Source organism: Acinetobacter sp. YH12140 (assembly GCF_013418475.1).
GTDB classification, from domain to species: Bacteria; Pseudomonadota; Gammaproteobacteria; order Pseudomonadales; family Moraxellaceae; genus Acinetobacter; species Acinetobacter amyesii.
Window position 1 is genome coordinate 14,886 of sequence record NZ_VPBZ01000003.1, and the last position, 23,763, is coordinate 38,648.

Annotated in this window: 21 protein-coding genes and 1 pseudogene; 11 read left to right on the forward strand and 11 right to left on the reverse strand. The window is 39.9% G+C overall.

Features of this window, described 5'->3' with window-relative positions:
* Positions 1–3: 3 nt before the first annotated feature.
* The 6 genes from ispC to rimO form a co-directional block, all read right to left on the reverse strand.
* On the reverse strand, positions 4–1,200 hold the full coding sequence (gene ispC, locus FTU75_RS03745; RefSeq protein ID WP_180115183.1) for a 1-deoxy-D-xylulose-5-phosphate reductoisomerase: 1,197 nt from the start codon (positions 1,198–1,200) through the stop codon (positions 4–6).
* Positions 1,201–2,025, reverse strand: coding sequence for a CDP-archaeol synthase (locus FTU75_RS03750; RefSeq protein ID WP_078188722.1), 825 nt, complete (start codon positions 2,023–2,025; stop codon positions 1,201–1,203).
* Positions 2,026–2,781 (reverse strand): polyprenyl diphosphate synthase, encoded by a 756-nt coding sequence (gene uppS / locus FTU75_RS03755; protein WP_180115184.1) that lies wholly within the window; start codon positions 2,779–2,781, stop codon positions 2,026–2,028. It abuts the gene before it with no gap.
* A 6-nt stretch (positions 2,782–2,787) separates the two neighbouring features.
* Positions 2,788–3,342, reverse strand: a complete 555-nt coding sequence (gene frr, locus FTU75_RS03760) for a ribosome recycling factor (protein WP_111883758.1) — start codon at positions 3,340–3,342, stop codon at positions 2,788–2,790.
* Positions 3,343–3,421: 79 nt separating this feature from the next.
* On the reverse strand, positions 3,422–4,150 hold the full coding sequence (pyrH, locus tag FTU75_RS03765; protein ID WP_078193535.1) for a UMP kinase: 729 nt from the start codon (positions 4,148–4,150) through the stop codon (positions 3,422–3,424).
* 45 nt (positions 4,151–4,195) lie between these two features.
* A complete protein-coding gene (gene rimO / locus FTU75_RS03770) occupies positions 4,196–5,539 on the reverse strand; it encodes a 30S ribosomal protein S12 methylthiotransferase RimO (protein WP_111883759.1) in 1,344 nt (447 codons plus the stop codon).
* A gap of 352 nt (positions 5,540–5,891) precedes the next feature.
* On the opposite strand from rimO, the gene glnL reads away from it, so the two are divergent.
* Entirely contained in the window at positions 5,892–6,998 is a 1,107-nt protein-coding gene (gene glnL / locus FTU75_RS03775; RefSeq protein ID WP_078193537.1) for a nitrogen regulation protein NR(II), read from the forward strand.
* Complete coding sequence (gene glnG / locus FTU75_RS03780) at positions 6,988–8,463, forward strand: nitrogen regulation protein NR(I) (RefSeq protein WP_180115185.1); 1,476 nt, start codon at positions 6,988–6,990, stop codon at positions 8,461–8,463. Before glnL ends, glnG begins: the two co-directional genes overlap by 11 nt.
* Before the next feature lie 70 nt (positions 8,464–8,533).
* On the opposite strand, the gene FTU75_RS03785 is transcribed toward glnG, so the two are convergent.
* From FTU75_RS03785 to mnmG, 3 genes are all read right to left on the reverse strand, one after another.
* Complete coding sequence (locus FTU75_RS03785) at positions 8,534–8,860, reverse strand: hypothetical protein (RefSeq protein WP_180115439.1); 327 nt, start codon at positions 8,858–8,860, stop codon at positions 8,534–8,536.
* Positions 8,861–8,974: 114 nt separating this feature from the next.
* The gene (mhpT, locus tag FTU75_RS03790) at positions 8,975–10,180 is read right to left on the reverse strand and encodes a 3-(3-hydroxy-phenyl)propionate transporter MhpT (protein ID WP_180010134.1); all 1,206 of its coding nucleotides are present in this window, start codon (positions 10,178–10,180) and stop codon (positions 8,975–8,977) included.
* A 343-nt stretch (positions 10,181–10,523) separates the two neighbouring features.
* A complete protein-coding gene (gene mnmG / locus FTU75_RS03795) occupies positions 10,524–12,404 on the reverse strand; it encodes a tRNA uridine-5-carboxymethylaminomethyl(34) synthesis enzyme MnmG (protein WP_180003879.1) in 1,881 nt (626 codons plus the stop codon).
* 252 nt (positions 12,405–12,656) lie between these two features.
* Here mnmG and FTU75_RS03800 point away from each other — a divergent pair, with 252 nt between their 5' ends.
* The 8 genes from FTU75_RS03800 to purD all read left to right on the forward strand — a co-directional run bounded on the left by FTU75_RS03800 (position 12,657) and on the right by purD (position 20,674).
* Positions 12,657–13,007, forward strand: coding sequence for a hypothetical protein (locus FTU75_RS03800; RefSeq protein ID WP_078188731.1), 351 nt, complete (start codon positions 12,657–12,659; stop codon positions 13,005–13,007).
* 146 nt (positions 13,008–13,153) lie between these two features.
* On the forward strand, positions 13,154–14,032 hold the full coding sequence (locus tag FTU75_RS03805; protein WP_078188732.1) for a bile acid:sodium symporter family protein: 879 nt from the start codon (positions 13,154–13,156) through the stop codon (positions 14,030–14,032).
* 74 nt (positions 14,033–14,106) lie between these two features.
* Complete coding sequence (locus FTU75_RS03810) at positions 14,107–14,994, forward strand: bile acid:sodium symporter family protein (RefSeq protein ID WP_180115186.1); 888 nt, start codon at positions 14,107–14,109, stop codon at positions 14,992–14,994.
* Positions 14,995–15,120: 126 nt separating this feature from the next.
* Positions 15,121–16,023 (forward strand): 50S ribosomal protein L11 methyltransferase, encoded by a 903-nt coding sequence (gene prmA, locus FTU75_RS03815; RefSeq protein ID WP_180021694.1) that lies wholly within the window; start codon positions 15,121–15,123, stop codon positions 16,021–16,023.
* Between the two features lie 18 nt (positions 16,024–16,041).
* Positions 16,042–16,926, forward strand: coding sequence for a DUF3426 domain-containing protein (locus FTU75_RS03820; protein WP_180115187.1), 885 nt, complete (start codon positions 16,042–16,044; stop codon positions 16,924–16,926).
* A 392-nt stretch (positions 16,927–17,318) separates the two neighbouring features.
* On the forward strand, positions 17,319–17,588 hold the full coding sequence (gene fis, locus FTU75_RS03825) for a DNA-binding transcriptional regulator Fis (protein WP_001086304.1): 270 nt from the start codon (positions 17,319–17,321) through the stop codon (positions 17,586–17,588).
* 95 nt (positions 17,589–17,683) lie between these two features.
* Positions 17,684–19,258 (forward strand): bifunctional phosphoribosylaminoimidazolecarboxamide formyltransferase/IMP cyclohydrolase, encoded by a 1,575-nt coding sequence (gene purH, locus FTU75_RS03830; protein ID WP_180115188.1) that lies wholly within the window; start codon positions 17,684–17,686, stop codon positions 19,256–19,258.
* A gap of 132 nt (positions 19,259–19,390) precedes the next feature.
* Positions 19,391–20,674 carry a phosphoribosylamine--glycine ligase gene (gene purD / locus FTU75_RS03835; RefSeq protein WP_180115189.1) on the forward strand — a complete coding sequence of 428 codons (1,284 nt, stop codon included), beginning with the start codon at positions 19,391–19,393 and terminating at the stop codon, positions 20,672–20,674.
* A 103-nt stretch (positions 20,675–20,777) separates the two neighbouring features.
* Here the strand turns inward: purD and FTU75_RS03840 are convergent, their stop codons facing one another.
* Positions 20,778–21,944, reverse strand: a complete 1,167-nt coding sequence (locus FTU75_RS03840) for a hypothetical protein (RefSeq protein ID WP_180010138.1) — start codon at positions 21,942–21,944, stop codon at positions 20,778–20,780.
* Positions 21,945–22,115: 171 nt separating this feature from the next.
* Here FTU75_RS03840 and FTU75_RS03845 point away from each other — a divergent pair, with 171 nt between their 5' ends.
* The gene (locus FTU75_RS03845) at positions 22,116–22,673 is read left to right on the forward strand and encodes a GNAT family N-acetyltransferase (RefSeq protein ID WP_180115190.1); all 558 of its coding nucleotides are present in this window, start codon (positions 22,116–22,118) and stop codon (positions 22,671–22,673) included.
* Positions 22,674–22,914: 241 nt separating this feature from the next.
* On the opposite strand, the pseudogene FTU75_RS03850 reads toward FTU75_RS03845, so the two are convergent.
* A pseudogene (locus FTU75_RS03850) lies at positions 22,915–23,235 on the reverse strand (pyrimidine/purine nucleoside phosphorylase).
* Positions 23,236–23,763 lie beyond the last annotated feature (528 nt).

Here is a 23,763-nt window from a genome sequence, read left to right on the forward strand (position 1 = left end):
GTCTTAACTTCCTGAATTCAATACTGCTTTTTCAGCAACCATACGTGCCGATTTATCTGCATGCAAAATAACATCAATATTATTTGCAGCTGAGTTTTCAACTTTCACCAACACATGTTCCACAATTTGAGGGATTTGAGTAAAGCCAATTTTCTCATGCAAAAATGCTGCCACGGCGATTTCATTGGCTGCATTTAAAATCGTAGGAGCTAAGCCTCCAGCCTTCATGGCTTGACGTGCTAATTTTAGCGCTGGGAATCGCTGTATATCAGGCTGTTCAAAATTTAACTGAGAATGAATAAATAAATCTAATGGAGGCACATGTGTTTGAATACGCTTCGGCCATGCTAATGCATGAGCAATAGGCGTACACATATCAGGATTACCCATTTGCGCCAAAGTCGAACCATCTACATATTGAACCATTGAATGAATGATACTCTGTGGATGGACAACAACTGTTACAAATTGTTCTTCAACTGCAAAAAGATGACAGGCTTCGATCAATTCCAAGCCTTTATTCATCAGCGTTGCAGAATCAACAGAAATTTTTTGCCCCATCGACCAATTTGGATGCTTACAGGCTTGGGCAGGCGTTACACTTTGCAATTGTTCTAAACTATGATGCAAAAATGGACCACCAGACGCGGTGAGTAAGATTTGTTTGACACCCAGCTTTGGCTGACCATGACGCTCACCTTGTAGATAAGTTTCAGGCAAGCATTGGAAGATTGCATTGTGTTCAGAATCGACTGGCAACAACAAAGCATTATTTTCACGTGCAGTCTGAATCATGATGTCACCCGACATCACCAGCGCTTCTTTATTTGCGAGTAAGACACGTTTACCCGCTTTCGCAGCAGCCAATGTAGGTAGCAACCCTGCCGCACCCACAATAGCTGCCATGACCACATCAACCTGTGGATGTTCTGCTACTGCGATTAATCCTTCTTCATCATGCAGGATTTCAATATCAGTTAATTTTTCAGCTACGAGTAATTGGCGCAGTTCATCCACTTTATTGAATGGAACAACTGCGATTTTCGGTCGATATTGTTTGCATATTTCGACAAGTTCAACAATTCGGCTATGTGCAGTGACTGCAAAAACTGAATACTCTTCGGGGTGCTGTTGCAGAATCTTTAAAGTACTTTGACCAATGGATCCTGTTACACCCAATATACAAACAGATTGTGACATCTATAAATCTACGCCAATTAATTTTAAAACATACATACCTGCCGCAAAGATAGGTGCTGCAGCAAGCAACGAGTCAATACGATCCAGCACACCACCATGTCCGGGAAGAATACGACCAGAATCTTTGATCCCTGCACGACGCTTGATCATCGATTCAAATAAATCACCAAGTACTGAACTAAATACTGTTATTACTGAAAGTATTAAAAATAAAATATGTTCAGCGATACTTAAATCAAGATAAATAATTTCAACAACAATAACAATTAGCATTGCAGTGAATAGACCGCCATATAAACCTTCGATCGATTTATTTGGGCTCACATCTGGTGCAAGTTTTTTCTTACCAAATTTACGTCCCACGAAGTATGCACCACTGTCTGCACCCCATACCAACAGGAACAGATACATGAGCCACCAAGGTGAGTTCATCCACACAGAAAAAATAGCAGTTACCGCAGCAGGAACTAAGACTAAACCAATACCACTCAGACTTGGGTTATACCAGTTGTCGTATTCAGGATAAGACTTCACCCAATATACACTCAAGATCCAAGTAAAGATTGAAGCTGCCCAAAGCAGTAATGCAACATCAGTAAAATGCAATGCTAGTGCTGAAAGAATAGCAGTGACTAGACCATAGCCCCAAGCGAAAGGTTTAATCACATTTTGTGTATTACGCGGCATGAGTTTAAACCACTCATAACCCGCGACAGCTGATGCAATAATCATCAGCACAAGCATTGGGTATTTAGACTCGGTTGCAAACATGCAACTCAATACAACTGAAACCAGTACCAATGCGGTTATTATCCGCTCTAACATTTATTTATTCTCAAACTGCTCTTGTTGAATCTGCTCTGAGGTCTTACCAAAACGACGTTCACGACCACCAAATACTGCTAGTGCGTCATCAAATTCTTCAATGGTAAATTCAGGCCATAATGTCTGGGTAAAATAAAGTTCTGCATAAGCAGCTTGCCAAAGCAAGAAGTTCGAGAGACGGAAATCACCACCTGTACGAATTAACAAATCTACCGGAGGTAGATCACTTAAACTGACATATTGACCAAAGACTTCAGCATCCACTGCTTCAAGATTTATTTTGTTAGTTAAAACATCTGCTGCGATTTTTTTTGCAGCCTGTGTCATATCCCACATACCACCGTAACTAATTGCAATAGTTAAAGTCATGCTGTCGAAATTAGCAGTCCTTTCTTCAGCTTGCAACATTAAGTCACGTAAGTTAGGAGATAAACGAGAACGATCACCAATAAAACGTAGGGAAATGTTAAATTTTTCCATGCGTGGCAACTGTTCATGAATGGTTTCTTCAAGAAGAGCCATCAACAAATCAACCTCAAACTGAGGACGATTCCAATTTTCACTCGAAAAAGCAAAAACCGTCAGTGCTTGGATATTTCTTTTACGACAATGTTCAACGATGGGATCTAGGATGTCCTTTCCAGAACGATGCCCTTCACCTTTTTGCATTTGATTCTTTTTGGCAAAACGATTGTTGCCATCCATAATGATGGCAACATGTTTTGGAAGACGGGAAGTTTCTTCAGATGAGGTCATTAAAGCTTAGACCTTCATCAATTCAGCTTCTTTTGCAGCCAGACGTTTTTCAACTTCAGCAACGAATTTGTCTGTGATTTTTTGAATGTCATCACCTGCACGACGCTCATCATCTTCAGAAATTTCTTTTTCTTTCAACAATGCTTTGATATCACCCAAAACATCACGACGGATGTTACGGATCGCAACTTTTGCATTTTCAGCTTCGTTACGTGCAATTTTCTGCATGTCTTTACGTGTTTCTTCTGTTAATGCAGCCATAGGAACACGGATCGCATCAGCAGTAATCGGGTTTAAGCCCAAGTCAGATTCACGGATTGCTTTATCAATTGCAGCAACCATTGAACGTTCAAAAGGCTGAACAAGTAAAGTACGAGAGTCTTCTACACCCACGTTCGCCACTTGGTTTAATGGCACATCAGAGCCATAGTAAGGAACCATAACACCATTTAAAATTGATGGGTGCGCGCGCCCTGTACGAACTTTGGCAAAACCATGCTCTAGAGAATCTAGAGATTTATTCATACGGTCTTCTGCGTCTTTTTTAAGATCGTTAATCATGTGATCTTCCTAACTTAATTCGAAAAGATGTAAATTCTAAAATAGCTTGTAGTATAAAGAGCTTTAGGGCCCACGTACATTAGTTAGTAACGTGAGTACCCTCTTTTTCACCCATTACCACTGAAAGTAATGAACCTGATTTGTTCATATCAAATACTTGAAGTGGAACGTTGTGGTCACGGCATAAGCAGATCGCAGTTAAATCCATCACACCCAGTTTTTCATCTAAAACTTGGTCAAATGTTAATGCATCGTATTTCACTGCATCTTCATATTTACTTGGATCTTTGTTGTATACGCCATCAACCTTCGTCGCTTTAAGGATAAGATTGGCTTCAATCTCGATACCGCGTAAGCATGCTGCTGTATCTGTCGTAAAGAATGGGTTACCCGTACCTGCGACAAATACACATACTTCGCCACGAGTTAAATGACGAATTGCATCGCGGCTAGAATATGATTCAACTACTGCACCAATGGGTAAAGCCGACATTAGACGAGTTTTGATATTACGACGCACCAAAGCATCACGAAGCGCCAAACCGTTCATCACAGTCGCCAACATACCCATTTGGTCACCTGTTACACGCCCAACCAAACCATCTTTTTGTAATTGGCTACCACGGTAAAGGTTACCACCACCGACAACGATACCCACTTGAACACCCAAACCAACAAGGTGCGCAATTGCGAGTGACATTTGATCGAGCACTTGTGCATCGATACCCATCTCTTTATTGCCCGCTAAAGCTTCACCTGAAAGCTTAAGCAGGATGCGACCAAAACGTGGTTTTTTAGAATCAAGCATCATCAACTCCGAATTATTTAATTTCAATTATTTTTAATGAATCGTTTAAGCAGACTTAACCGAGATTAGTTTTGCAAATAAGTCATATTCATCTGCATCTGTGATTTCTACTTCAAGTAAATCACCTGCTTTAATCACTGACTTATCGATATCTTCAACAAAAACATTACCATCAATTTCAGGTGCATCTGCATAAGAACGCGCAACAGCAACTGGGAACTCTTCTTCAAGATCATCCACCAGTACTGTCATTTTCTGACCGATACGACTTTGCAATTTCGCAGCAGAGATTTCTTGCTGAACTTGCATGAAACGTTCATAACGCTCTTGTTTGATTTCTTCAGGCACATGATCTGGCAAATCATTTGCAGTCGCGCCTTCAACTGGTGAGTAAGTAAAACAACCCACACGATCAAGCTGCGCTTCTTTTAACCAATCAAGCAACATTTGGAAGTCTTCTTCAGTTTCACCCGGGAAGCCCACAACAAATGTAGAACGAATCACAAGATCAGGACATTTCTCACGCCAAACTTTTAAACGCTCTAGTGTATTTTCACTGTGCGCAGGACGTTTCATGAGTTTTAAAATCTTAGGACTTGCATGTTGGAATGGAATATCCAAATACGGCAGGATTTTGCCTTGTGCCATTAAGTCAATCACAGCATCCACATGTGGATATGGATATACATAGTGCAGACGCACCCAGATACCCAATTGACCCAATGCTTCACACATGTCATAGAATTTGGTTTTAACGGGCTGACCGTTCCAGAAGTCCAATTTGTATTTGGTGTCTACGCCATAAGCCGATGTATCTTGAGAAATCACAAGGACTTCTTTTACGCCTGCTTTTTTCAGCGCTTGAGCTTCAGTCAATACTGAACCTACTGGACGAGAAACCAAATCACCACGCATGCTCGGAATAATGCAGAATGTGCAACGATGGTTACAACCTTCTGAAATCTTCAAATAAGCATAATGTTTTGGTGTTAATCGAATACCTTGTTCAGGTACTAGATCAATAAACGGATTGTGTTTCGGTGGCTCAGGCACGTATTCGTGCACAGCTTCCATCACTTCTTGATATGCCGCAGCACCTGTCACTTTTAAGACATTTGGGTGCATTTGGCGAATTTTGTCTTCGTCTTTACCTAAACAACCAGTCACAATTACGCGACCGTTTGAACTCATCGCTTCGCCAATGGCATCTAGCGACTCTTGTACTGCAGATTCAATAAAACCACAGGTATTTACAACTACTAAATCGGCACCATCATAATCTGATGCTACATCATAACCTTCAGTCTTTAACTGAGTTAAAATTCGTTCGGAATCTACCAATGCCTTAGGACAACCTAAAGAAACAAAACCGACTTTGGGGGATTTCATGAATCTGCGCTCCACTATAATCCGCGTATTGTATGTCTTTTCAAAACATAAAAACAGGTGAAAAGACCACTCTTTATATCACGCACCAAAATAATGCTATAAATTCATCCATATAATTTCATTTGCACCATTTTAATGCATTTTATATTTACAGCCTGTTTTTAATCGGCTATACACTTTATTTAAAGTCTTAAATAAGCGCATTTATTCAAATAAGCATCAAAACTTAGCGTATTTCTCAAATAGTTGGCTTATATCTTGCATAACTTGCATCAATTCGAACCTTATTAGATTGAACGATTTGCTTTATGAAGATGCCATTGCGCCATTTTAAGACAGGAACCTCTCGCTAATGGATCAGACTATGACGATTGATTACCGGCTTTTAGTGGATAATTTAACCACTGCCATTTTATTGGTCGATAGCAACCTGAATATTTTTTATTTAAATTCATCTTGTGAAGCGCTTTTTGACATCAGCTTACTTCGTGCATCAGGTCAGCCTGTATTAAATTTACTCCATATGCCCGATGATGAATTCAATACGCATGATGCATTAATGAATACATTAACTTCTGGTCAACACTATACGCGCCGAGAAGCAACGATTAATGTCAACTTTAAAGACATTCATGTCGATTACACTGTGTCACAGCTCAACTCTGGCAAACCCTACCACCCGTTGCTATTGATTGAACTGAATCAAATCGACCGGATGTTGAAAATCTCTAAAGAAGAAAACCTGATTCAACAACATCAAGTTGCACGACAACTGATTCGTGGTGTTGCTCATGAAATTAAAAATCCACTCGGTGGTATCCGTGGGGCGACACAACTTTTAGCGCGTAGCTTAAATGATCCGAAGTACAGTGAATTCACCGACATTATTATTAGTGAAGTGGATCGATTAAGAAATCTTGCTGACACCATGCTGGGTTCAAGACAATTGCCAAGTTACGAGCCAGTCAATGTGCATGAACCACTTGAACGTGTCCGTTCACTGATCGTCAACCAAACCAAGAAGAAAATTAAGATCACCCGTGATTACGACCTTTCTTTACCGGATGTTTTCGCAGATCGTGATCAATTGATTCAGGTCATGCTGAATATCAGTGTTAATGCCGTTCAGGCAATGACGGAAAATAAAGAGTTCTTTGTTGAGCATCAACCAGAACTCACCTTGCGTACACGTATTCAACGTTTAGTCACCATCAACGGTGTATTAAAACGTTCTGCGGTGCGCATTGACATCGAGGACAATGGACCGGGTGTCCCACAAGAAATATTAGAATCCGTATTTTACCCTTTAGTGACAGGACGAGCGAAAGGCACAGGTCTCGGTCTAAGCATTGCACAAAATATTATGCATCAACATAACGGAATGATTGAATGCCAATCAGTTCCTGGAAAAACAGTATTTAGCCTATATTTACCTTGGGAGTCAGATCATGTCGCGTAATAAGATTTGGGTCATCGATGATGATCGCGCCATGCGTTGGGTGCTGGAAAAAACATTCAAAGAAGAAGGTTTTGATGTTACCAGTTTTGAAGAAGCACAATCCGCTTTAGATCAGTTAAGTGTCGATGCGCCAGATGTTATTTTGACAGACATCCGTATGCCGGGTATTGATGGACTGACCTTTTTAGGTAAAGTCAAAGGCAACTACCCTGACTTACCTGTGATCATCATGACAGCACATTCAGATTTAGAATCTGCTGTGTCGAGCTATCAAACGGGTGCATTTGAATATCTACCAAAACCTTTTGATATTGATGAAGCTTTAGCACTTGTAAACCGTGCAATTTTGCATATTGCCAAATTACAACAACAAGAATCTGCTAAAACCATTCAACCGATTCAATCTACAGAGATTATTGGTGAATCACCTGCTATGCAGGAAGTCTTCCGTGCCATTGGTCGTCTTTCTCAATCACACATTACTGTATTAATTAATGGTGAATCAGGCACGGGTAAAGAATTGGTTGCGCATGCGTTGCACAAACACTCACCACGTGGCAATAAGCCATTTATTGCCCTCAACATGGCAGCAATTCCAAAAGATTTGATCGAAACTGAATTATTTGGTCATGAAAAAGGAGCGTTCACCGGTGCCAACACACAGCGTCAAGGGCGTTTCGAACAAGCCAATGGCGGGACTCTTTTCCTTGATGAAATTGGTGACATGCCATTTGAAACCCAAACACGTTTACTGCGTGTTTTAGCGGATGGCGAATTCTACCGAGTCGGTGGTCACATCCCAGTCAAGGTGGATGTCCGTATCGTTGCAGCGACACACCAAGACTTAGAAAAATTAGTACATGAAGGTCGCTTCCGTGAAGACTTGTACCACCGTCTAAACGTGATTCGTATTCATATTCCAAAACTTGCACATCGTAGTGAAGATATTCCGATGCTTGCACAACACTTCCTTGCAAGTGCAGGTAAAGAACTTGGGGTAAGTCCGAAGATTCTGCGTCCTGAAACGCAAGAATACATGCAAAAACTGCCATGGCAAGGTAATGTGCGTCAGCTTGAAAATACCTGTCGTTGGTTAACGGTTATGATCACAGGCCGTGAAGTTTATCCAGAAGATTTACCTTCTGAATTAAAACAGATTCCAATTCAAGGTACAGATGGCAACCCTTCTGCTCAAGGGATTGATCGCATCGGTGTGCATCATTGGGATGAATTACTTGGTCAATGGGCCGTACAAAAACTGAAAAACGGTGAGATGAAAATTCTCGACATTGCCACACCAATGTTTGAACGCACCCTCATCAATGCTGCACTACAGCAAACACGTGGGCGTAAGCGCCATGCAGCAGAACTTTTAGGTTGGGGTCGCAACACTTTAACCCGTAAACTCAAAGAACTTGGTATGGACAGTGCCGAAGATGATGTCGAAGAAGAATTAGAAAGTTAATTTTCTGATTTTCATTAAAAAAGCCAGTCACTTGACTGGCTTTTTTATTTTGAGATTTTTTAGCAATATTTTATGCCGTAAAGCCAACATAACGTGAATAACCTTCCACCCCTAAATCAGACTTATAAATGAGAAACTCAGGGAAGCTCGAGGAGGTAATTTCAGTAAACATATGATACTGATCATCATTAGCATGCAAGTCATCGACTGTATGCTGCATAGTTTGCTCAAATTCATCGGTAATAAACTCAAAACCAATATCCATTGCAATAAACAGCACATGCTCACATGGCTGCACATACTGCTCTTCTGACCAATCAATCACTTGCTGCTGGCAATGTGGACACTGAATGTTATCTGAAGGAGAAATATCAAGTTCGATCAATTGATAAGACATAGAAGTAAATTTATTCATAAATATTAGATTTATTCTAACAAAACTTAGTTTCAGCTAAAGATATTTATTCAATAAAAAAGGAGCCGTAGCTCCTTTAAATTTGACTGATTTCGATTATTTCTTAAGGGATGACTTATAGGCAGATAATGCAGCCACCGCGATAGCCGACAAAGCAATACCCGGCGCACTTGCAATTAAAATACCTGTCGTTCCTAGACCTAGCGCCAAAATCTTGCCTGTAAGTAATGGACCTGTCATTGCACCCAAACGTCCCCATGAAATTGCACTTCCCACACCTGTCACTTTCCCAGCTGGTGTATAGAAAATTGGAGAGATCCCATACAAAATCGATTGACCACCTGTAGAGAAAATTCCGCCCATGATGCCTGCAGCAATGAGTACAGGAATGGAATTTGTTGTAAACAGCACAAACAATGCCACAAACAAACCTGAATAGATAATCACTGCCATTTGCCATAATTTTAGGCGATCCAGCAAGTAGCCTAAACCCAGCGTACCAATCACTGCGCCCACTTGGAACATCAACATGATCATGAAAGCTTGTTGCTTTTCCAGCCCTTGTTCCATAAGCAAGTTAGGCAACCAACTGATCAGAATATAGTTCACCATTAAGGTAAAGAAGAAACTCAGCCAAAGCGGCAATGTATACTTATAACGCTGTTCAGCAAAAAGGATTTGCCCCATCGGTGGAACCGTTTCCTTGGTTTCTGCCTGAACTTTTTCTGTACGCTTATCTTTTAAGATAATCGCCATGAATGGAATCAAGATTAAAGGCGTTAAACCACCAATTAAAAATAGTGTATGCCATGAGATATCTTTAAAGACAATACCCAAGCCAGCAACAAAGATTGCACCTACGGGTAAGCCACAGTACATCAAACTATTTAAGCGCCCACGGTTAGCATCCGTCGCTTCATCACCCACCACCGAGATCATCGTTGGCATCGCAGCACCCAAACCTAAACCTGTAAAGAATCGTGCGATATATAAAATTTCAATACTTGGTGCAACTGCCGTAATCGACATAAATACACCGAAGATAAAAATCGACAGCATCAGGACTTTCTTCTGTCCCAAATAGTCAGCGACACGCCCCCCAAAGAACGCGCCAAATAACATACCAAATACACCCAAGCTAAACACATAGCCCATTTGCACTTGATCTAAGGAAAATGTCGCTGCGATTCCTTTTGCTGCGATACCGGGTGCTTGTAGGTCAAAACCTTCAAAAAATGCTACCCAGAAACACAAAAATACCGTTAGAAATTTTTGCATTTTTCCCGATTGTTGATTTGCCATAATCGAACTCCATTCATGTAGCGTAAACCCACTTGTACGCCATGCCCTGAAGTTTCGGCTTTATTGGGTAGAATAAATACCACTACAAAGGTCGGAATTCACACGACCAAAAGCCCACCATTAAGACCTAAAACTTTGTATATCAATAGTTTTAAGATCTTATTTTTTGTATTTATAATTAATTATCAATCACTTATGTTTATGAAAGATTTTAATAATCAAACCATAGCTAAAACTAATGATGCTCAAAATATTCATTTAATCCGATCAAATACCAACAGCCAATAATTTATTGGCAATAAAAAACCCGCAACTGAGCGGGTTTTTTATTTAACTCAAAATCTTATGCAGATTTTTTCGCTTGGTTATTCTTACGAATCGTAATCATCACCAATTGAACAGCCGCAGGTGTTACACCTGGAATACGACTTGCTTGTGCCAATGTTTCAGGCAATACATTTTTCAGCTTCATGGTGATTTCACGTGAAAGACCAGAAACGACATCGTAATCAAAATCAGCAGGAATACGTGTATCTTCCAAACGTTTCATTTGCGCAACGTCTTCTTGCTGACGGTTAATATAACCCGCATATTTCACAGCAATTTCAATTTGCTCTCCAACAAATGCTGAAACTTCTGAACCAGTCAATTCAGCAATTTGCGCAAAGTTGATATTTGGACGTTTTAACAAATCAATTGCATTGGTTTCTTTAGACAGGTCATCACCAGTCATTTCAACGAATTTTTTGCCTAGTGGATTGTTTGGCGCTGCCCAAAGGTGTTGTAAACGACCTTTTTCAGTTTCAACAGCTTCCATTTTTTGGCAGAACGAATCCCAACGCGCATCATCCACAAGACCCATTTCACGGCCAATTGCAGTTAAACGCTGATCCGCATTGTCTTCACGCAACATCAAACGGTATTCCGCACGCGAAGTAAACATACGGTACGGTTCTTTAGTACCGAGAGTAATCAAGTCATCAACCAATACACCCATGTACGCTTCATCACGTTTTGGTGTCCATTGCTCTTGATCCCATGCACGACGTGCTGCGTTTAAGCCTGCAAGCAAACCTTGCGCACCCGCTTCTTCATAACCCGTTGTACCGTTAATTTGACCTGCAAAATACAGGTTATTAATCGATTTGGTTTCTAAAGAGAATTTCAATGATTGTGGATTGAAATAATCGTACTCAATCGCATAACCTGGACGCAAAATGTGCGCATTTTCCATACCACGAATCGAGCGAACCAATTCAAACTGAACATCGAATGGTAAAGAAGTTGAAATACCGTTTGGATAAAGCTCATGTGTGTCTAAACCTTCAGGTTCCAAGAACACTTGATGCGAATCTTTATCTGCAAATTTATGAATTTTATCTTCAATCGATGGGCAATAACGTGGACCTACACCTTCAATTACACCGGTATACATTGGTGAACGGTCTAAGCCACCACGAATGATATCGTGAGTTTTCTCATTGGTATGTGTGATATAGCAATTGATTTGCTCAGGATGCATCGACGCATCACCCATGAACGACATAGTCGGAGATGGGAAATCACCCGGCTGTGGCGTCATTACAGAGAAATCAACTGATCGCGCATCGATACGTGGTGGTGTACCAGTTTTTAAACGACCTACAGGTAAGTTCAATTCACGAAGGCGCGCAGCCAATGAAATTGAAGGAGGATCGCCCGCACGACCGCCTGAAGCATTATTTAGACCTACGTGGATCACACCACCTAGGAATGTACCTGTAGTCAATACAACAGTTTTCGCATCAAAGCGAATACCCATTTGGGTGACTACACCTTTAACGGTATCGCCTTCAACAATAAGGTCATCAGCTGCTTGTTGGAAAATATCCAAGTTCGCTTGATTTTCTAAGGTTTCACGAATCGCAGCTTTATAACGAATACGGTCAGCCTGTGCGCGTGTCGCACGAACAGCCGCACCTTTACGTGAGTTCAAAATACGGAATTGAATACCACCTTTGTCGGCAGCCAATGCCATAGCACCGCCAAGCGCATCAATTTCACGTACTAAATGTGATTTACCAATACCACCAATGGCTGGGTTACAGCTCATCTGCCCTAAAGTCTCAATATTATGAGTTAAGAGTAAAGTCTGTCGACCCATACGTGCCGCAGCAAGAGCTGCCTCAGTACCCGCGTGACCGCCGCCGATAACAATGACATCGTAAACTTTAGGATAATGCATAGTGGTAAAGGAGATTAAAAAAGGATGACGGAAGATTATAGCAAAAATTCACCGATAAGTTGACTGATTAACTCGATTTTATTGTTATTGGCTACTGTTTTGTGCCTATATATTTCTTTAGAACATACATACTTTGCATATTCCACATAAAAATATACATTTCTCAAGCAAATGTTACTCGAAGATTGTTGTTTTATTCTGATGATTTTTTATTCTGTTATAGATCCCATGAGAATCATAAGGACTATAAGCATGAATAAGAATATTTTGCTATCCACGGTTTTATGCGGTTTATGTTTATCACCACTTGCTGCCTCAGCCAATGATAAAGTTGAGAAAGTGTATGATGCACAGCGATATCAACAAGTCTGTAAAGGTAAAAGCCAAGGCGCTCAAGTTTCATTTGCCTATCGCGGTATTATCTGGAATGGTACCTGCGAACCACAATTTTTTAGCTCGTCCAAAAATGCAAATCTTCATGGCGAAGAAGCCGAATTATTAAGCACATGCAGTGCAGATGCAAAAGCCACTACTGCAACGATTAATGGACAAGAAATTAAAGGAAAATGTGCTTTAGGGTTCACTCCCCCTCGTCCTAAATAAACAGTTGTCAATGAAAATATCGACCAATTAACAGATCAAAAATAAAGCGGGTAAAACATCAGTTTTTACTCGCTTTTATTTATTGCTTATTTATCAAACTTAGATAAACTCAAAAAACTATAAGGATAAAAATATCAGGAAATTCCATGGATTCGGGATTATTTGCTTTTTTTCTACCCATTGCTTTAGCCATTATGATGATGGGGTTGGGGCTTGAACTTTCAGTCAAAGACTTTTTACGCGTTGGACGCTATCCAAAAGTTATTTTCATCGCTTTATTTACTCAGCTTATTCTACTGACCAGTATTGCTTTTTTCCTGTGTAAGTTGCTGGAGTTACCCCCTTTACTCGCGGTCGGGCTCATGTTGCTTGCGGCTTCACCCGGCGGCCCCACTGCTAACCTTTTTAGCTACCTATATAAAGGTGACGTTGCATTAAACATTAGCTTAACAGCCATCAACTCAGTTGTTTCGTGCTTTACATTGCCTTTTATCGTCAATCTATCCATTTTGCATTTTGTTGGTGAAAGTACCAGTATTGGCATGCCTATCGATAAGATCACCCATGTATTTTTGATTATTTTGATACCGGTATGTTTCGGTATGTTTATTCGCAACTCCTTTCCGACCATTGCGTATCACATCAACAAACCGATGCGAATGTTGTCTATTTTCTTATTAATTCTTATCTTTACACTCGCAGTTTTGCGTGAACAATCCAACATCATTACGTATTTTGCCAGCGTCGGCATTGCGACCTGTTTACTCTGTTTCAGTGGCTTATTTTTGGGTTACCTAATTCCGTTCCTCGCAGGTGTACCGGAAAAGCAGGCACGTGCGTGTACCTTTGAGATTGGCATTCATAACACCAGTATCGCCCTAACCATCGCACTGAGTGTGCTTGAAAACACCACAGTGGCGATACCTGCCGGTGTTTATTCTATTTTTATGTATTTATTGGCGACCTTATTTGGTTTTATTTTGACGCGCCGTGGCAGCCACCTAATTCAACAAGTGAAAACCTAAACTATTTTTCAAACGCAATCACCATAAGGACTTTGGTGAAAAACCATTAAATATGCTCAAGGAGAATAAATACGATGGATTCTGGAATTATTACGGTTCTTTTGCCATTAGCACTGGCCTTTATTATGATCGGGCTTGGGCTAGAACTTACCCCCAAAGATTTCGCACGTGTCACCAAACATCCTAAAGCCGTGTTGATCGCATTATTTTGCCAACTCGTGTTGCTTGTCGGTATCGCCTTTCTACTATGTAAACTGTTAGCATTACCACCACTGCTTGCTGTCGGCTTGATGCTACTCGCAGCCTCACCTGGTGGTAGCACAGCTAACTTATTTAGCTATCTATTTAAAGGTGACTTGGCTTTAAATATTACCCTGACCGCCATCAACTCTGTCATTGCAGCATTAACCCTTCCATTGATCGTGAATTTTTCGATCATGCACTTCATGCAAGAAGGGCAACAAATCAGTCTACAGTTTGGAAAAATCCTCCAAGTTTTCGGCATCATTATCATCCCAGTCTGTATAGGTATGCTGCTTCGTCACTATGCACCTAAACTGACTGAGAAACTGCATAAACCACTCCGCATCTTTGCTGTGGTCTTTCTCATCTTAATTATTATCGGTGCTATTTACTCTGAACGACATAATATTGGGGCTTATCTAACCCAAGTTGGCTTAGCAACGGTTCTATTCTGTATTTTCAGCTTATGTATCGGTTATTTTGTTCCAAGACTTTTCGGCATCAATAGTGCTCAGGCACGTGCATGTGCATTTGAAATCGGCATTCATAACAGCACGTTGGCCATGACCATCGCCTTAACAGTGATGGCCAGTTCTGCAGTTGCAATGCCTGCGGCAGTATATTCAATCTTTATGTACATCTTTGCCGCTGTATTTGGCTTCCTAATTACACGTTTTGCACCGATCTCGACAACAACGACCGAAACAATTAAAAGTTAAGTCGCTGAAAACTTAAAAGGATGCCACGTGCATCCTTTTATTTTTTGTCAATTTTGATAATGGCTAGCTGCAAGTTGCCGAGTTCCGTTACAATAGCTTTTTATAAAACTCATTTAGGTTATGTCCGTGAAGTGGTTACAAATTCATATTACTGTTGAAAAAGCTCAAGTTGATTACACTGAAACACTGCTCAGCTCTTTAGGTGCAGTCAGTGTCACGCTAGATGATGCAGAAAATCAGGATTTACTTGAACCACTTCCAGGTGAAACACCTCTTTGGAATAAAGTGATCGTTACTGGTATCTATGCACAAGAAGATGATGAAGAAATTGATGTTGCTGCATTAGAAACATTTATTAAAGCTCAACTTCCTGATGCGCCAATGCGTAGCGAATTCATTGAAGACCAAGAATGGGAACGCACATGGATGGATGCCTATGAGCCTATTCAAATTGGTGAGAAATATTGGATCGTCCCAGAATGGATGGAAGCGCCAGAAGCAGACGCCGTAAACATCAAACTAGACCCAGGTCTGGCATTTGGTACTGGCAACCATGCATCAACATTCTTATGCCTACAATGGTTAGGTAAAGTTGATCTTAAGGATAAAATCGTAATCGACTACGGTTGTGGTTCTGGTATTTTAGGTGTTGCCGCTTTACTTTTGGGTGCAAAAAAAGTTTATGCCACTGATATTGACCCACAAGCGGTTTTAGCAACACAACAAAATGCCGAATTAAATGGTGTACTCGAAAATCTGTATGTAGGCCTACCTGAAGAGTTCAACCAAGAGCTTGCTGGACAAAAAGCCGATGTGTTTGTTGCCAATATTCTTGCAGGCCCTCTAATGGCCTTGGCTGCAGAATTCTCAACTTTAATTAAATCTGAGGGAGAGTTCGCACTTGCAGGTGTAATTGAAGAGCAAGTTTCTGATGTTTCTAGTGTTTATTCTGAATTTTTTGATATATTAGACGTAGAAAAACGTGACGAAACATGGTGCCGAATTTCGGGTAAACGCCAACAGTATTAAAATTTAAAATGTGTACTTATGAGCGACAAATTAACTAACTGCCCTACTTGTTTTACAACATATAAAGTAACTGTTCCGCAGCTTACTGTCGCTCAGGGCATGGTTTGTTGCCCAAAGTGCTCTACATCTTTTAATGCACTGTCTCATTTGGTGGTAGATAAAGCGTTGTCTTTTTCTACCCCTGAGCCAGAAAATGCACCGCAAGAAAATACCAATACTATTATTAATGTCAGCGAATTTAATAATACGCTTACGCCAGTGACTGTTGAAGAAACACCAACCCACCATTTATTAAAACTATTTGATCAAAAAGTCGAAAACTCTAATATCGATCTAAAAACTTATTTAAATAACTTAAATTATTTCAGTACCGAGCCTATCGGCAACCTTCCTGCAGTAAATTGGGCAGAACAGGCTGAAAAGGATAAAAAACGTACCCCACTGAATTATTTTATGTGGTTCTGTATTAATGCTTTCTTATTTGGTGCACTTATATTCCAGTTTTTCTGGTTCAATCCTCAATATTTAAAAAATAGTCCAGTGATGGGTGCTGCATTTACTGCGGTCTGTGATGTATTCAATTGTTCACGTCTCGAAGAACATTACAGTTTAATTAGTACCAAAAAAGTCAAAATTCGTAGCATTGGAAATAATGAAACACGTTTTACAGGTGAAATGATCAATTTTCATGACCGTAGCCTTGCCTTACCCAATATGAAAATTTCACTAAAAGAAAATGGTACTGAAATAGCAAATTATACGCTTTTACCTGAAGAGTATTTGGACAAAAGTCTGCATGGCATCCAACGGATCCCAAAAAGTAGTCCTTTTAAGTTCCAATTTAGTCTACCAATTGCACGCAAGAGCTTCGATAATTATTCAATTGAGTTGATTCGCCCCTAATATTGGAAAAAACTATTAAAAAAGTAAAAAAAACATAAAAAAAATGCAGTTTTCTTGCTCACTTTTTCCTAGACAATGGTATGATACGCGCCACGAAAGCTTTGTGCTGCAAACTCCTCGCTAATTTTTCACAACAAATACAATCCCAACCGTGCGCTTTAATATTTATTGCGTATTGAGTAGATTTTTTGTTTGTTTTTTAGGCTGTAACAATTATTAATCTATTGTTACGCTTATTTTTCGAACAATTTTGCGAGTTGTGTCAAGCTACAAGTAATGTACAAGTTTTAGAACTCCGCATTAGGAACTAAAACGGAGTTCATTCAAGTTTATAGACCACTTTTAACAAATCACTTTACCCAAGTGATATTTGATTTTTCGGATTAATTCGCATGAATAGCAAATCTCCTATTTTTACTGCACAATCTGATGTCGCTCTTCGTATTCACGTAGATCGCGCAGTTCGCCATTACTTTGCACAATTGCAAGGCGAGCAACCATCTCAGGTATACGATATGGTGCTGGCGGAAATGGAGAAGCCTCTTCTATCTGTAGTTCTTGAATATACACGTGGTAATCAAACCCGCGCTGCTGAGATTCTCGGCTTAAACCGTGGTACTTTACGTAAAAAGTTGAAAGCTCACGGTTTAATGAGTGAATAAATGATAAAATGCTTGCGGCTTCCGCAGGCATTTTTTTTGACCTGCATTTTGCTAATTTTGTTTTAATCTGTTCCTTGAAAACTGTGACGAAGATCATGACTATTAAACGCGCTTTAATCTCTGTGTCTGACAAGACTGGAATTGTTGAATTTGCACAAGAACTTGCTGCTCTAGGGGTAGAAATTTTATCTACTGGCGGAACATACAAATTGTTGAAAGACAATAATGTTGCCGTAGTTGAAGTTTCAGAGCACACAGGTTTCCCAGAGATGATGGACGGCCGTGTAAAAACGCTACATCCGAAAATTCATGGTGGTATCTTAGCTCGTCGCGGTCTAGACGAAGCTGTGATGGCTGAACACAACATCGATGCAATCGATCTTGTAGTTGTTAACCTTTATCCGTTTGCTGCAACTGTTGCAAAACCAAACTGCTCACTTGCTGATGCGATTGAAAACATCGACATCGGTGGTCCGACTATGGTTCGTGCTGCTGCGAAAAACCATGCATCGGTTGGTATCGTGGTAAATGCTGCTGATTATGCAACTGTCGTTGCTGAGCTTAAAGCTGAAGGCGCATTATCACATGCAACTCGTTTTGACCTTGCAGTTAAAGCATTTGAACATACTGCACAGTATGACGGCATGATTGCATCTTACTTAGGCGCTCGCGTAGGTAAGGAAGAAGGTCAAGCAGATAAATTTGCGCGTACTTTCAATACTCAATTGAACAAAGTTCAAGACTTACGTTACGGTGAAAACCCGCATCAATCTGCTGCTTTCTATGTAGAAGACACAGCAACTGAAGCATCTGTTTCTACTGCGAAACAACTTCAAGGTAAAGAATTATCTTATAACAACATCGCAGACACTGACGCAGCACTTGAATGTGTAAAATCATTTGCTAAGCCTGCATGTGTCATCGTAAAACACGCGAACCCATGTGGTGTTGCAGTTTCTCTAGACGGCATCAAAGCGGCTTATGACCTTGCTTATGCAACTGACCCTGAATCTGCATTCGGCGGCATCATTGCATTTAACCGCGAATTAGATGTTGCAACTGCGCAAGCCATTGTTGACCGTCAATTTGTTGAAGTGATCATTGCTCCAAGCGTTGCTGAAGGCGTGCTTGAAGTGACTGGCGCGAAGAAAAACGTACGTGTACTCGTATGCGGCGAGCTTCCTGCAATTACTGAACGTAAAGCTCAGTTAGATTACAAACGTGTGAATGGCGGTTTGTTGGTTCAAGACCAAGACTTAGGCATGATCACGAAAGATGACCTTAAAGTTGTGACTAAACGTGCGCCAACTGAAGCAGAAATTGATGACTTGATCTTTGCTTGGAAAGTTGCGAAATACGTTAAGTCTAACGCTATTGTTTATGCGAAAGGCCGTCAAACCATTGGTGTTGGCGCAGGTCAAATGAGCCGCGTAAACTCTGCTCGTATTGCTGCAATTAAAGCTGAACATGCTGGTTTAGTGGTTGAAGGTGCGGTAATGGCGTCTGATGCATTCTTCCCATTCCGTGATGGCATTGATAACGCTGCGAAAGCGGGTATCAAATGCATTATCCAACCGGGTGGTTCTATGCGTGATGAAGAAACGATTGCTGCTGCTGATGAAGCTGGTATTGCAATGGTCTTCACTGGCATGCGTCACTTCCGTCACTAAGTTGGCGACTTGATCATGACAATTAAGCACAGTTTTTTGCTTAATACACTAGATTTATAATCTTGCATAAAGTCCTCTCCTGCTTTCAGGTTGAGGACTTTATGTCATTTTCGATTCATGGAGTATGAACCGATGAATATTTTAGTTTTGGGTAATGGCGGTCGTGAACATGCATTGGCATGGAAAATCGCGCAAGATGACAAAGTCGCAAAAGTATTTGTAGCACCGGGTAATGCGGGTTCTGCAACTGAAAATAAATGCGAAAATGTTGCACTAAATATTTTAGACAATGCTGCGATTATCGACTTTGCTAAAAACAATGCTGTTGATTTAATCGTGGTTGGCCCAGAAGCACCACTAGTCAATGGTGTGGTGGATGCTTGTCGTGAAGCGGGTGTAAAAATTTGGGGTCCAACGAAGTTTGCTGCGCAGCTTGAAGGCTCAAAAGCATTTGCCAAACACTTCCTTAAGCGCCACAACATTCCTACTGCGTTCTATGATGTATTTACAGAAGTAGATGCAGCAAAAGCATTTGTTGAAAAAAATGGTGCACCAATCGTAATCAAGGCAGATGGTCTTGCTGCGGGTAAAGGCGTGATCGTTGCCATGACCAATCAAGAAGCATTTGATGCGATTGATGACATGCTTGCAGGCAACAAATTTGGCGATGCTGGCTCACGCGTAGTAATCGAAGAATTCCTTGCAGGTGAAGAAGCTTCTTTCATTTGTATGATTGATGGCGACAACATTTTGCCAATGGCAACGTCTCAAGATCACAAGCGTATCTTTGAAGGCGACCAAGGCCCGAATACTGGTGGTATGGGTGCTTACTCTCCTGCGCCTGTTGTGACTGCTGACGTATTTGAAAAAACCATGAATGAAGTGATGCGTCCTACCGTTGAAGGTATGAAAAAAGACGGTCACGTGTATACAGGTTTCTTATACGCAGGTTTAATGATTGATGAACAAGGTCAGCCTAAAGTGATCGAGTTCAACTGCCGTTTTGGCGACCCTGAAACTCAACCAATTATGATGCGTTTAAAATCATCTTTAGTTGACCTTGTTGAAGCTGGTATTGCAGGTAACTTACCAAAAGAAGCAGATTGGGATGAGCGTAAGACTGTAGGTATCGTACTTGCGTCACGTGGCTACCCTGAAACTTCAAGCAATGGTGATGTAATTTCAGGTTTAGACACTGAAATGGCTGATGCGAAAGTATTCCATGCGGGTACAAAAGCACTTGAGAATGGTGACATTGTGACTGCTGGCGGTCGTGTGCTTTGTGTGACTGCGCTAGGCAACACCATTGGCGAAGCGCAAGCGAAAGCTTTAGAGCTGTGCCAAAAAGTAACGTTTGACGGCGTTCAATACCGTAAAGATATTGGTTACCGTGCAATTGCTCGTGAAAATGCTTAATCTATATTTTAATTAAAAAACCCCGCTAAGTGCGGGGTTTTTTATAAATAAATAGCTCAAATAACGGCTTTTATCATCTATATCCATGATTAAAAATACACGTTTATAGAGGTTCTTTAAGATAGTTTTTAAGTCTATTTTGTACTAATTTTTCAGTTAAATTATCTTTGTAGCTAAAATAGATAATATCCACTCCATTTGCTTTACTGAGTTGAAGCTTTTCCTTATCCCTTTGCTTTGTTCTTTTTAAACCTTCTTCTCCACCAAATAAGTTGACAGCAAGATAGTGCTGTTGCCCTTGGTACTCAATCGCTAAATTTAGCTCAGGGATATAGACATCAAACCTTTGTCTATTCAACCAACTTGGTGATGCTTCTCTTTGAACCGTGTATTGAGGAAATAGCAGATTGATATAGTTAAATAATAAGGTTTCATTAACCCACCTTTCACCTATACGTGCAACACCTTTTAACTCTCTAATATGGTTTTCCGCATCCCTTTCACTGATACCTTCCTGAAATGCGTATTTAGCAATGTAAGCGCCATATTTAGCTTTAAAAGCCGAGCCATACATTTTGTGGCAATAGATTAAATCTGAATTGGTATTGGTGCAGATATGGCAAATCGAAACTTTAACAGATTTATGTTCTAACGCATTTTTAAGGTGAGTGTGGCGTACAGCCAACCCAATCTGATTTTGGGCAAGAGCATCCTTAAAACATGAGCAAAAGAAACTTTCTCCCGTCATTTTGTTATAGAAAGTCTGCCGCCACTCATAAAAGCCTAATTTTGATGGTAATAAACTTTTTGGTGGTGTCATTCGTGAATAAAGCTTAGTTAATAATGCTTGTGGAAATTCAACGGAAAGAAGCTGTATTGATGTTTTGTTTTTGGTTTTCATTTTTGTATTTTTAATATTGTACTTCCTAGTTATTCCTCCTCCATAAAGGAAATCACACAATATAATAAATGAAGGTAGTTTAACTTCCGTAACATCCAGATCTATGTCCTTATCACTGATTAGCTCAAATTGAAGATAAGGGATTATCATTTTCCCTTTGTCTATATACTCTTTCAGTGATAAGTGATCATCATAGTACCCAAATGTGTAATTCTGCTTTATTTCAGTTATTGAGATTGAATCCGGAGTACTAAAAAAGTGAATAAGAGCTTCATATAAATCTTCAAAAACTGTTGTTTTTTCCCGCCCAAGATTTTCTTGGCATAATACGAGAAATTCATCCTCTGAAAATTTGTATTGCAACTCCATATTTACTCCTTATCAACTAAATATATGTAAAAGCCTATTAAGATTAGTTCATCAAATCAAATTACATCTCCCCCAAATACTATTCACTTATATCAATTCCATCATCATGTACACTATAAATTATTTACATTAGTCTCAGTAAGAAAACACCCATACAAATTAATATTTAATATGCATATTTTTATCCAAACCCCTCGCCTTATCCTCCGCCAATGGCAAGACTCCGATACTGCTCCATTCATCCAAATGTGTGCAGACGACGACGTCATGCGCTATTTCCCTAACAAACTTGATGCGTCCGAAGCCACTGCATTTATGCAACGCCTACGCGATGCAATAGAAACACGTGGTTGGGGTTTATATGCCGTCGAGCTTAAAGCCACTGGCGAATTTATTGGCTTTATCGGCTTACACGTACACCCACCTGAGTTTGAAATAGCCGATGCACCTGAAATCGGCTGGCGACTACTACCGCAATATTGGCATCAAGGCTATGCCACCGAAGGTGCGAAAGCAGTTCTCAAACATGCTTTTCGAAATCTAAGACTTGAGAAAGTCATTTCATTTACAACGTGTCTAAATAAACCATCCGAACATGTTATGCAAAAAATTAGTATGCAAAAAGTCCGCGAGTTCAATCATCCACTTGTACCCCTAGAGCATCCCTTAAATAAACACGTGCTGTATGAAATACAACGTAGTGATTATTTGCACATTCCATTTTGCTAATTGAATATTTATTCACAGCAAAACCAAAGCACATTAACTCTGCCATACAGTGGTTATAGTGATGTTAAATACTTTAATTTTTGTTACCGCAGGAATTCGTATACGAAAACTAAATTATCCATTAAATCATATAAAAAACCCCGCTAAGTGCGGGGTTAAGAAAAAATATCAATATCGATCACTGGCAATTAAAACATCTTGAGGTGTAAGCTGAAGCAACTGCAAACCTGTCTAAGCATGCTTAATCAAAATGGCATACATAATCGACAACATCGGTATATTGCACTTTTAAAATTGAATCTTGAGGAACAATAAAGCTTTCGCCAGACATATATTCTACAAACTCTCCCTGCTCCCCAATTTGCACAACACACTGCCCCGATGTGATTTCAACACGTTCTTTCACATGCAGCTCAAACGTTATAGGTTATTCTGATGACAAAAATACACCAATGGTTTTTTGGCTACCATCTTCCATTTTTAAAACATGGCTCACCGATCTGCCGCCATAATGAACCGTAGGCTTTTTTACAAATGAGACGAAATCAAACTGATTTAACATAGCGTGCCGCACATAGCAATTTATTATGATCAATTATTAAGCAGTTTATCTTAAACGCTGTAGCGGATTCAATCTTCCTCAGATTTAGATCTAAGATTTTGAAAAACCATGAATCAGAGTTGAACTTCAAATATGTCAATAAAGATTTCGATGTAGATTAGATTGAAGCACTTCGTTATTTTCACATATGAATGTTACAAATTTTGTGTATGACAAGACTTATTTCATTTTTATCATTTTTTCAGCAATATATTTTAAAATTTGTTATATAGACCTAAACTTATACAAATGATGTACTTAAATAGTTTAATTATAAATAATATATTGTTTTTACTTATTAAATTATTTAATTAAACATATTCCATATACATTTTTGGTGCTAAGCATAACTTTTTAAATCACTATATTGAATAATAAAAAATTGATATGATGCCTAGCGAAATATAGAGATTTGCTTTATTAAATCTTTTGTTTACAGCAGCTTGCAATGGCTATCTTTTCCCATTTGGAAATAGACTCAGATCTAAT

Coding starts and splice junctions, on each gene's coding strand:
- ispC (WP_180115183.1), bottom strand. CDS start 1,200: ATGTCACAATCTGTTTGTATATTGGGTGTAACAGGATCCATTGGTCAA.
- FTU75_RS03750 (WP_078188722.1), bottom strand. CDS start 2,025: ATGTTAGAGCGGATAATAACCGCATTGGTACTGGTTTCAGTTGTATTG.
- uppS (WP_180115184.1), bottom strand. CDS start 2,781: ATGACCTCATCTGAAGAAACTTCCCGTCTTCCAAAACATGTTGCCATC.
- frr (WP_111883758.1), bottom strand. CDS start 3,342: ATGATTAACGATCTTAAAAAAGACGCAGAAGACCGTATGAATAAATCT.
- pyrH (WP_078193535.1), bottom strand. CDS start 4,150: ATGCTTGATTCTAAAAAACCACGTTTTGGTCGCATCCTGCTTAAGCTT.
- rimO (WP_111883759.1), bottom strand. CDS start 5,539: ATGAAATCCCCCAAAGTCGGTTTTGTTTCTTTAGGTTGTCCTAAGGCA.
- glnL (WP_078193537.1), top strand. CDS start 5,892: ATGGATCAGACTATGACGATTGATTACCGGCTTTTAGTGGATAATTTA.
- glnG (WP_180115185.1), top strand. CDS start 6,988: ATGTCGCGTAATAAGATTTGGGTCATCGATGATGATCGCGCCATGCGT.
- FTU75_RS03785 (WP_180115439.1), bottom strand. CDS start 8,860: ATGTCTTATCAATTGATCGAACTTGATATTTCTCCTTCAGATAACATT.
- mhpT (WP_180010134.1), bottom strand. CDS start 10,180: ATGGCAAATCAACAATCGGGAAAAATGCAAAAATTTCTAACGGTATTT.
- mnmG (WP_180003879.1), bottom strand. CDS start 12,404: ATGCATTATCCTAAAGTTTACGATGTCATTGTTATCGGCGGCGGTCAC.
- FTU75_RS03800 (WP_078188731.1), top strand. CDS start 12,657: ATGAATAAGAATATTTTGCTATCCACGGTTTTATGCGGTTTATGTTTA.
- FTU75_RS03805 (WP_078188732.1), top strand. CDS start 13,154: ATGGATTCGGGATTATTTGCTTTTTTTCTACCCATTGCTTTAGCCATT.
- FTU75_RS03810 (WP_180115186.1), top strand. CDS start 14,107: ATGGATTCTGGAATTATTACGGTTCTTTTGCCATTAGCACTGGCCTTT.
- FTU75_RS03820 (WP_180115187.1), top strand. CDS start 16,042: ATGAGCGACAAATTAACTAACTGCCCTACTTGTTTTACAACATATAAA.
- fis (WP_001086304.1), top strand. CDS start 17,319: ATGAATAGCAAATCTCCTATTTTTACTGCACAATCTGATGTCGCTCTT.
- purH (WP_180115188.1), top strand. CDS start 17,684: ATGACTATTAAACGCGCTTTAATCTCTGTGTCTGACAAGACTGGAATT.
- purD (WP_180115189.1), top strand. CDS start 19,391: ATGAATATTTTAGTTTTGGGTAATGGCGGTCGTGAACATGCATTGGCA.
- FTU75_RS03840 (WP_180010138.1), bottom strand. CDS start 21,944: ATGGAGTTGCAATACAAATTTTCAGAGGATGAATTTCTCGTATTATGC.
- FTU75_RS03845 (WP_180115190.1), top strand. CDS start 22,116: ATGCATATTTTTATCCAAACCCCTCGCCTTATCCTCCGCCAATGGCAA.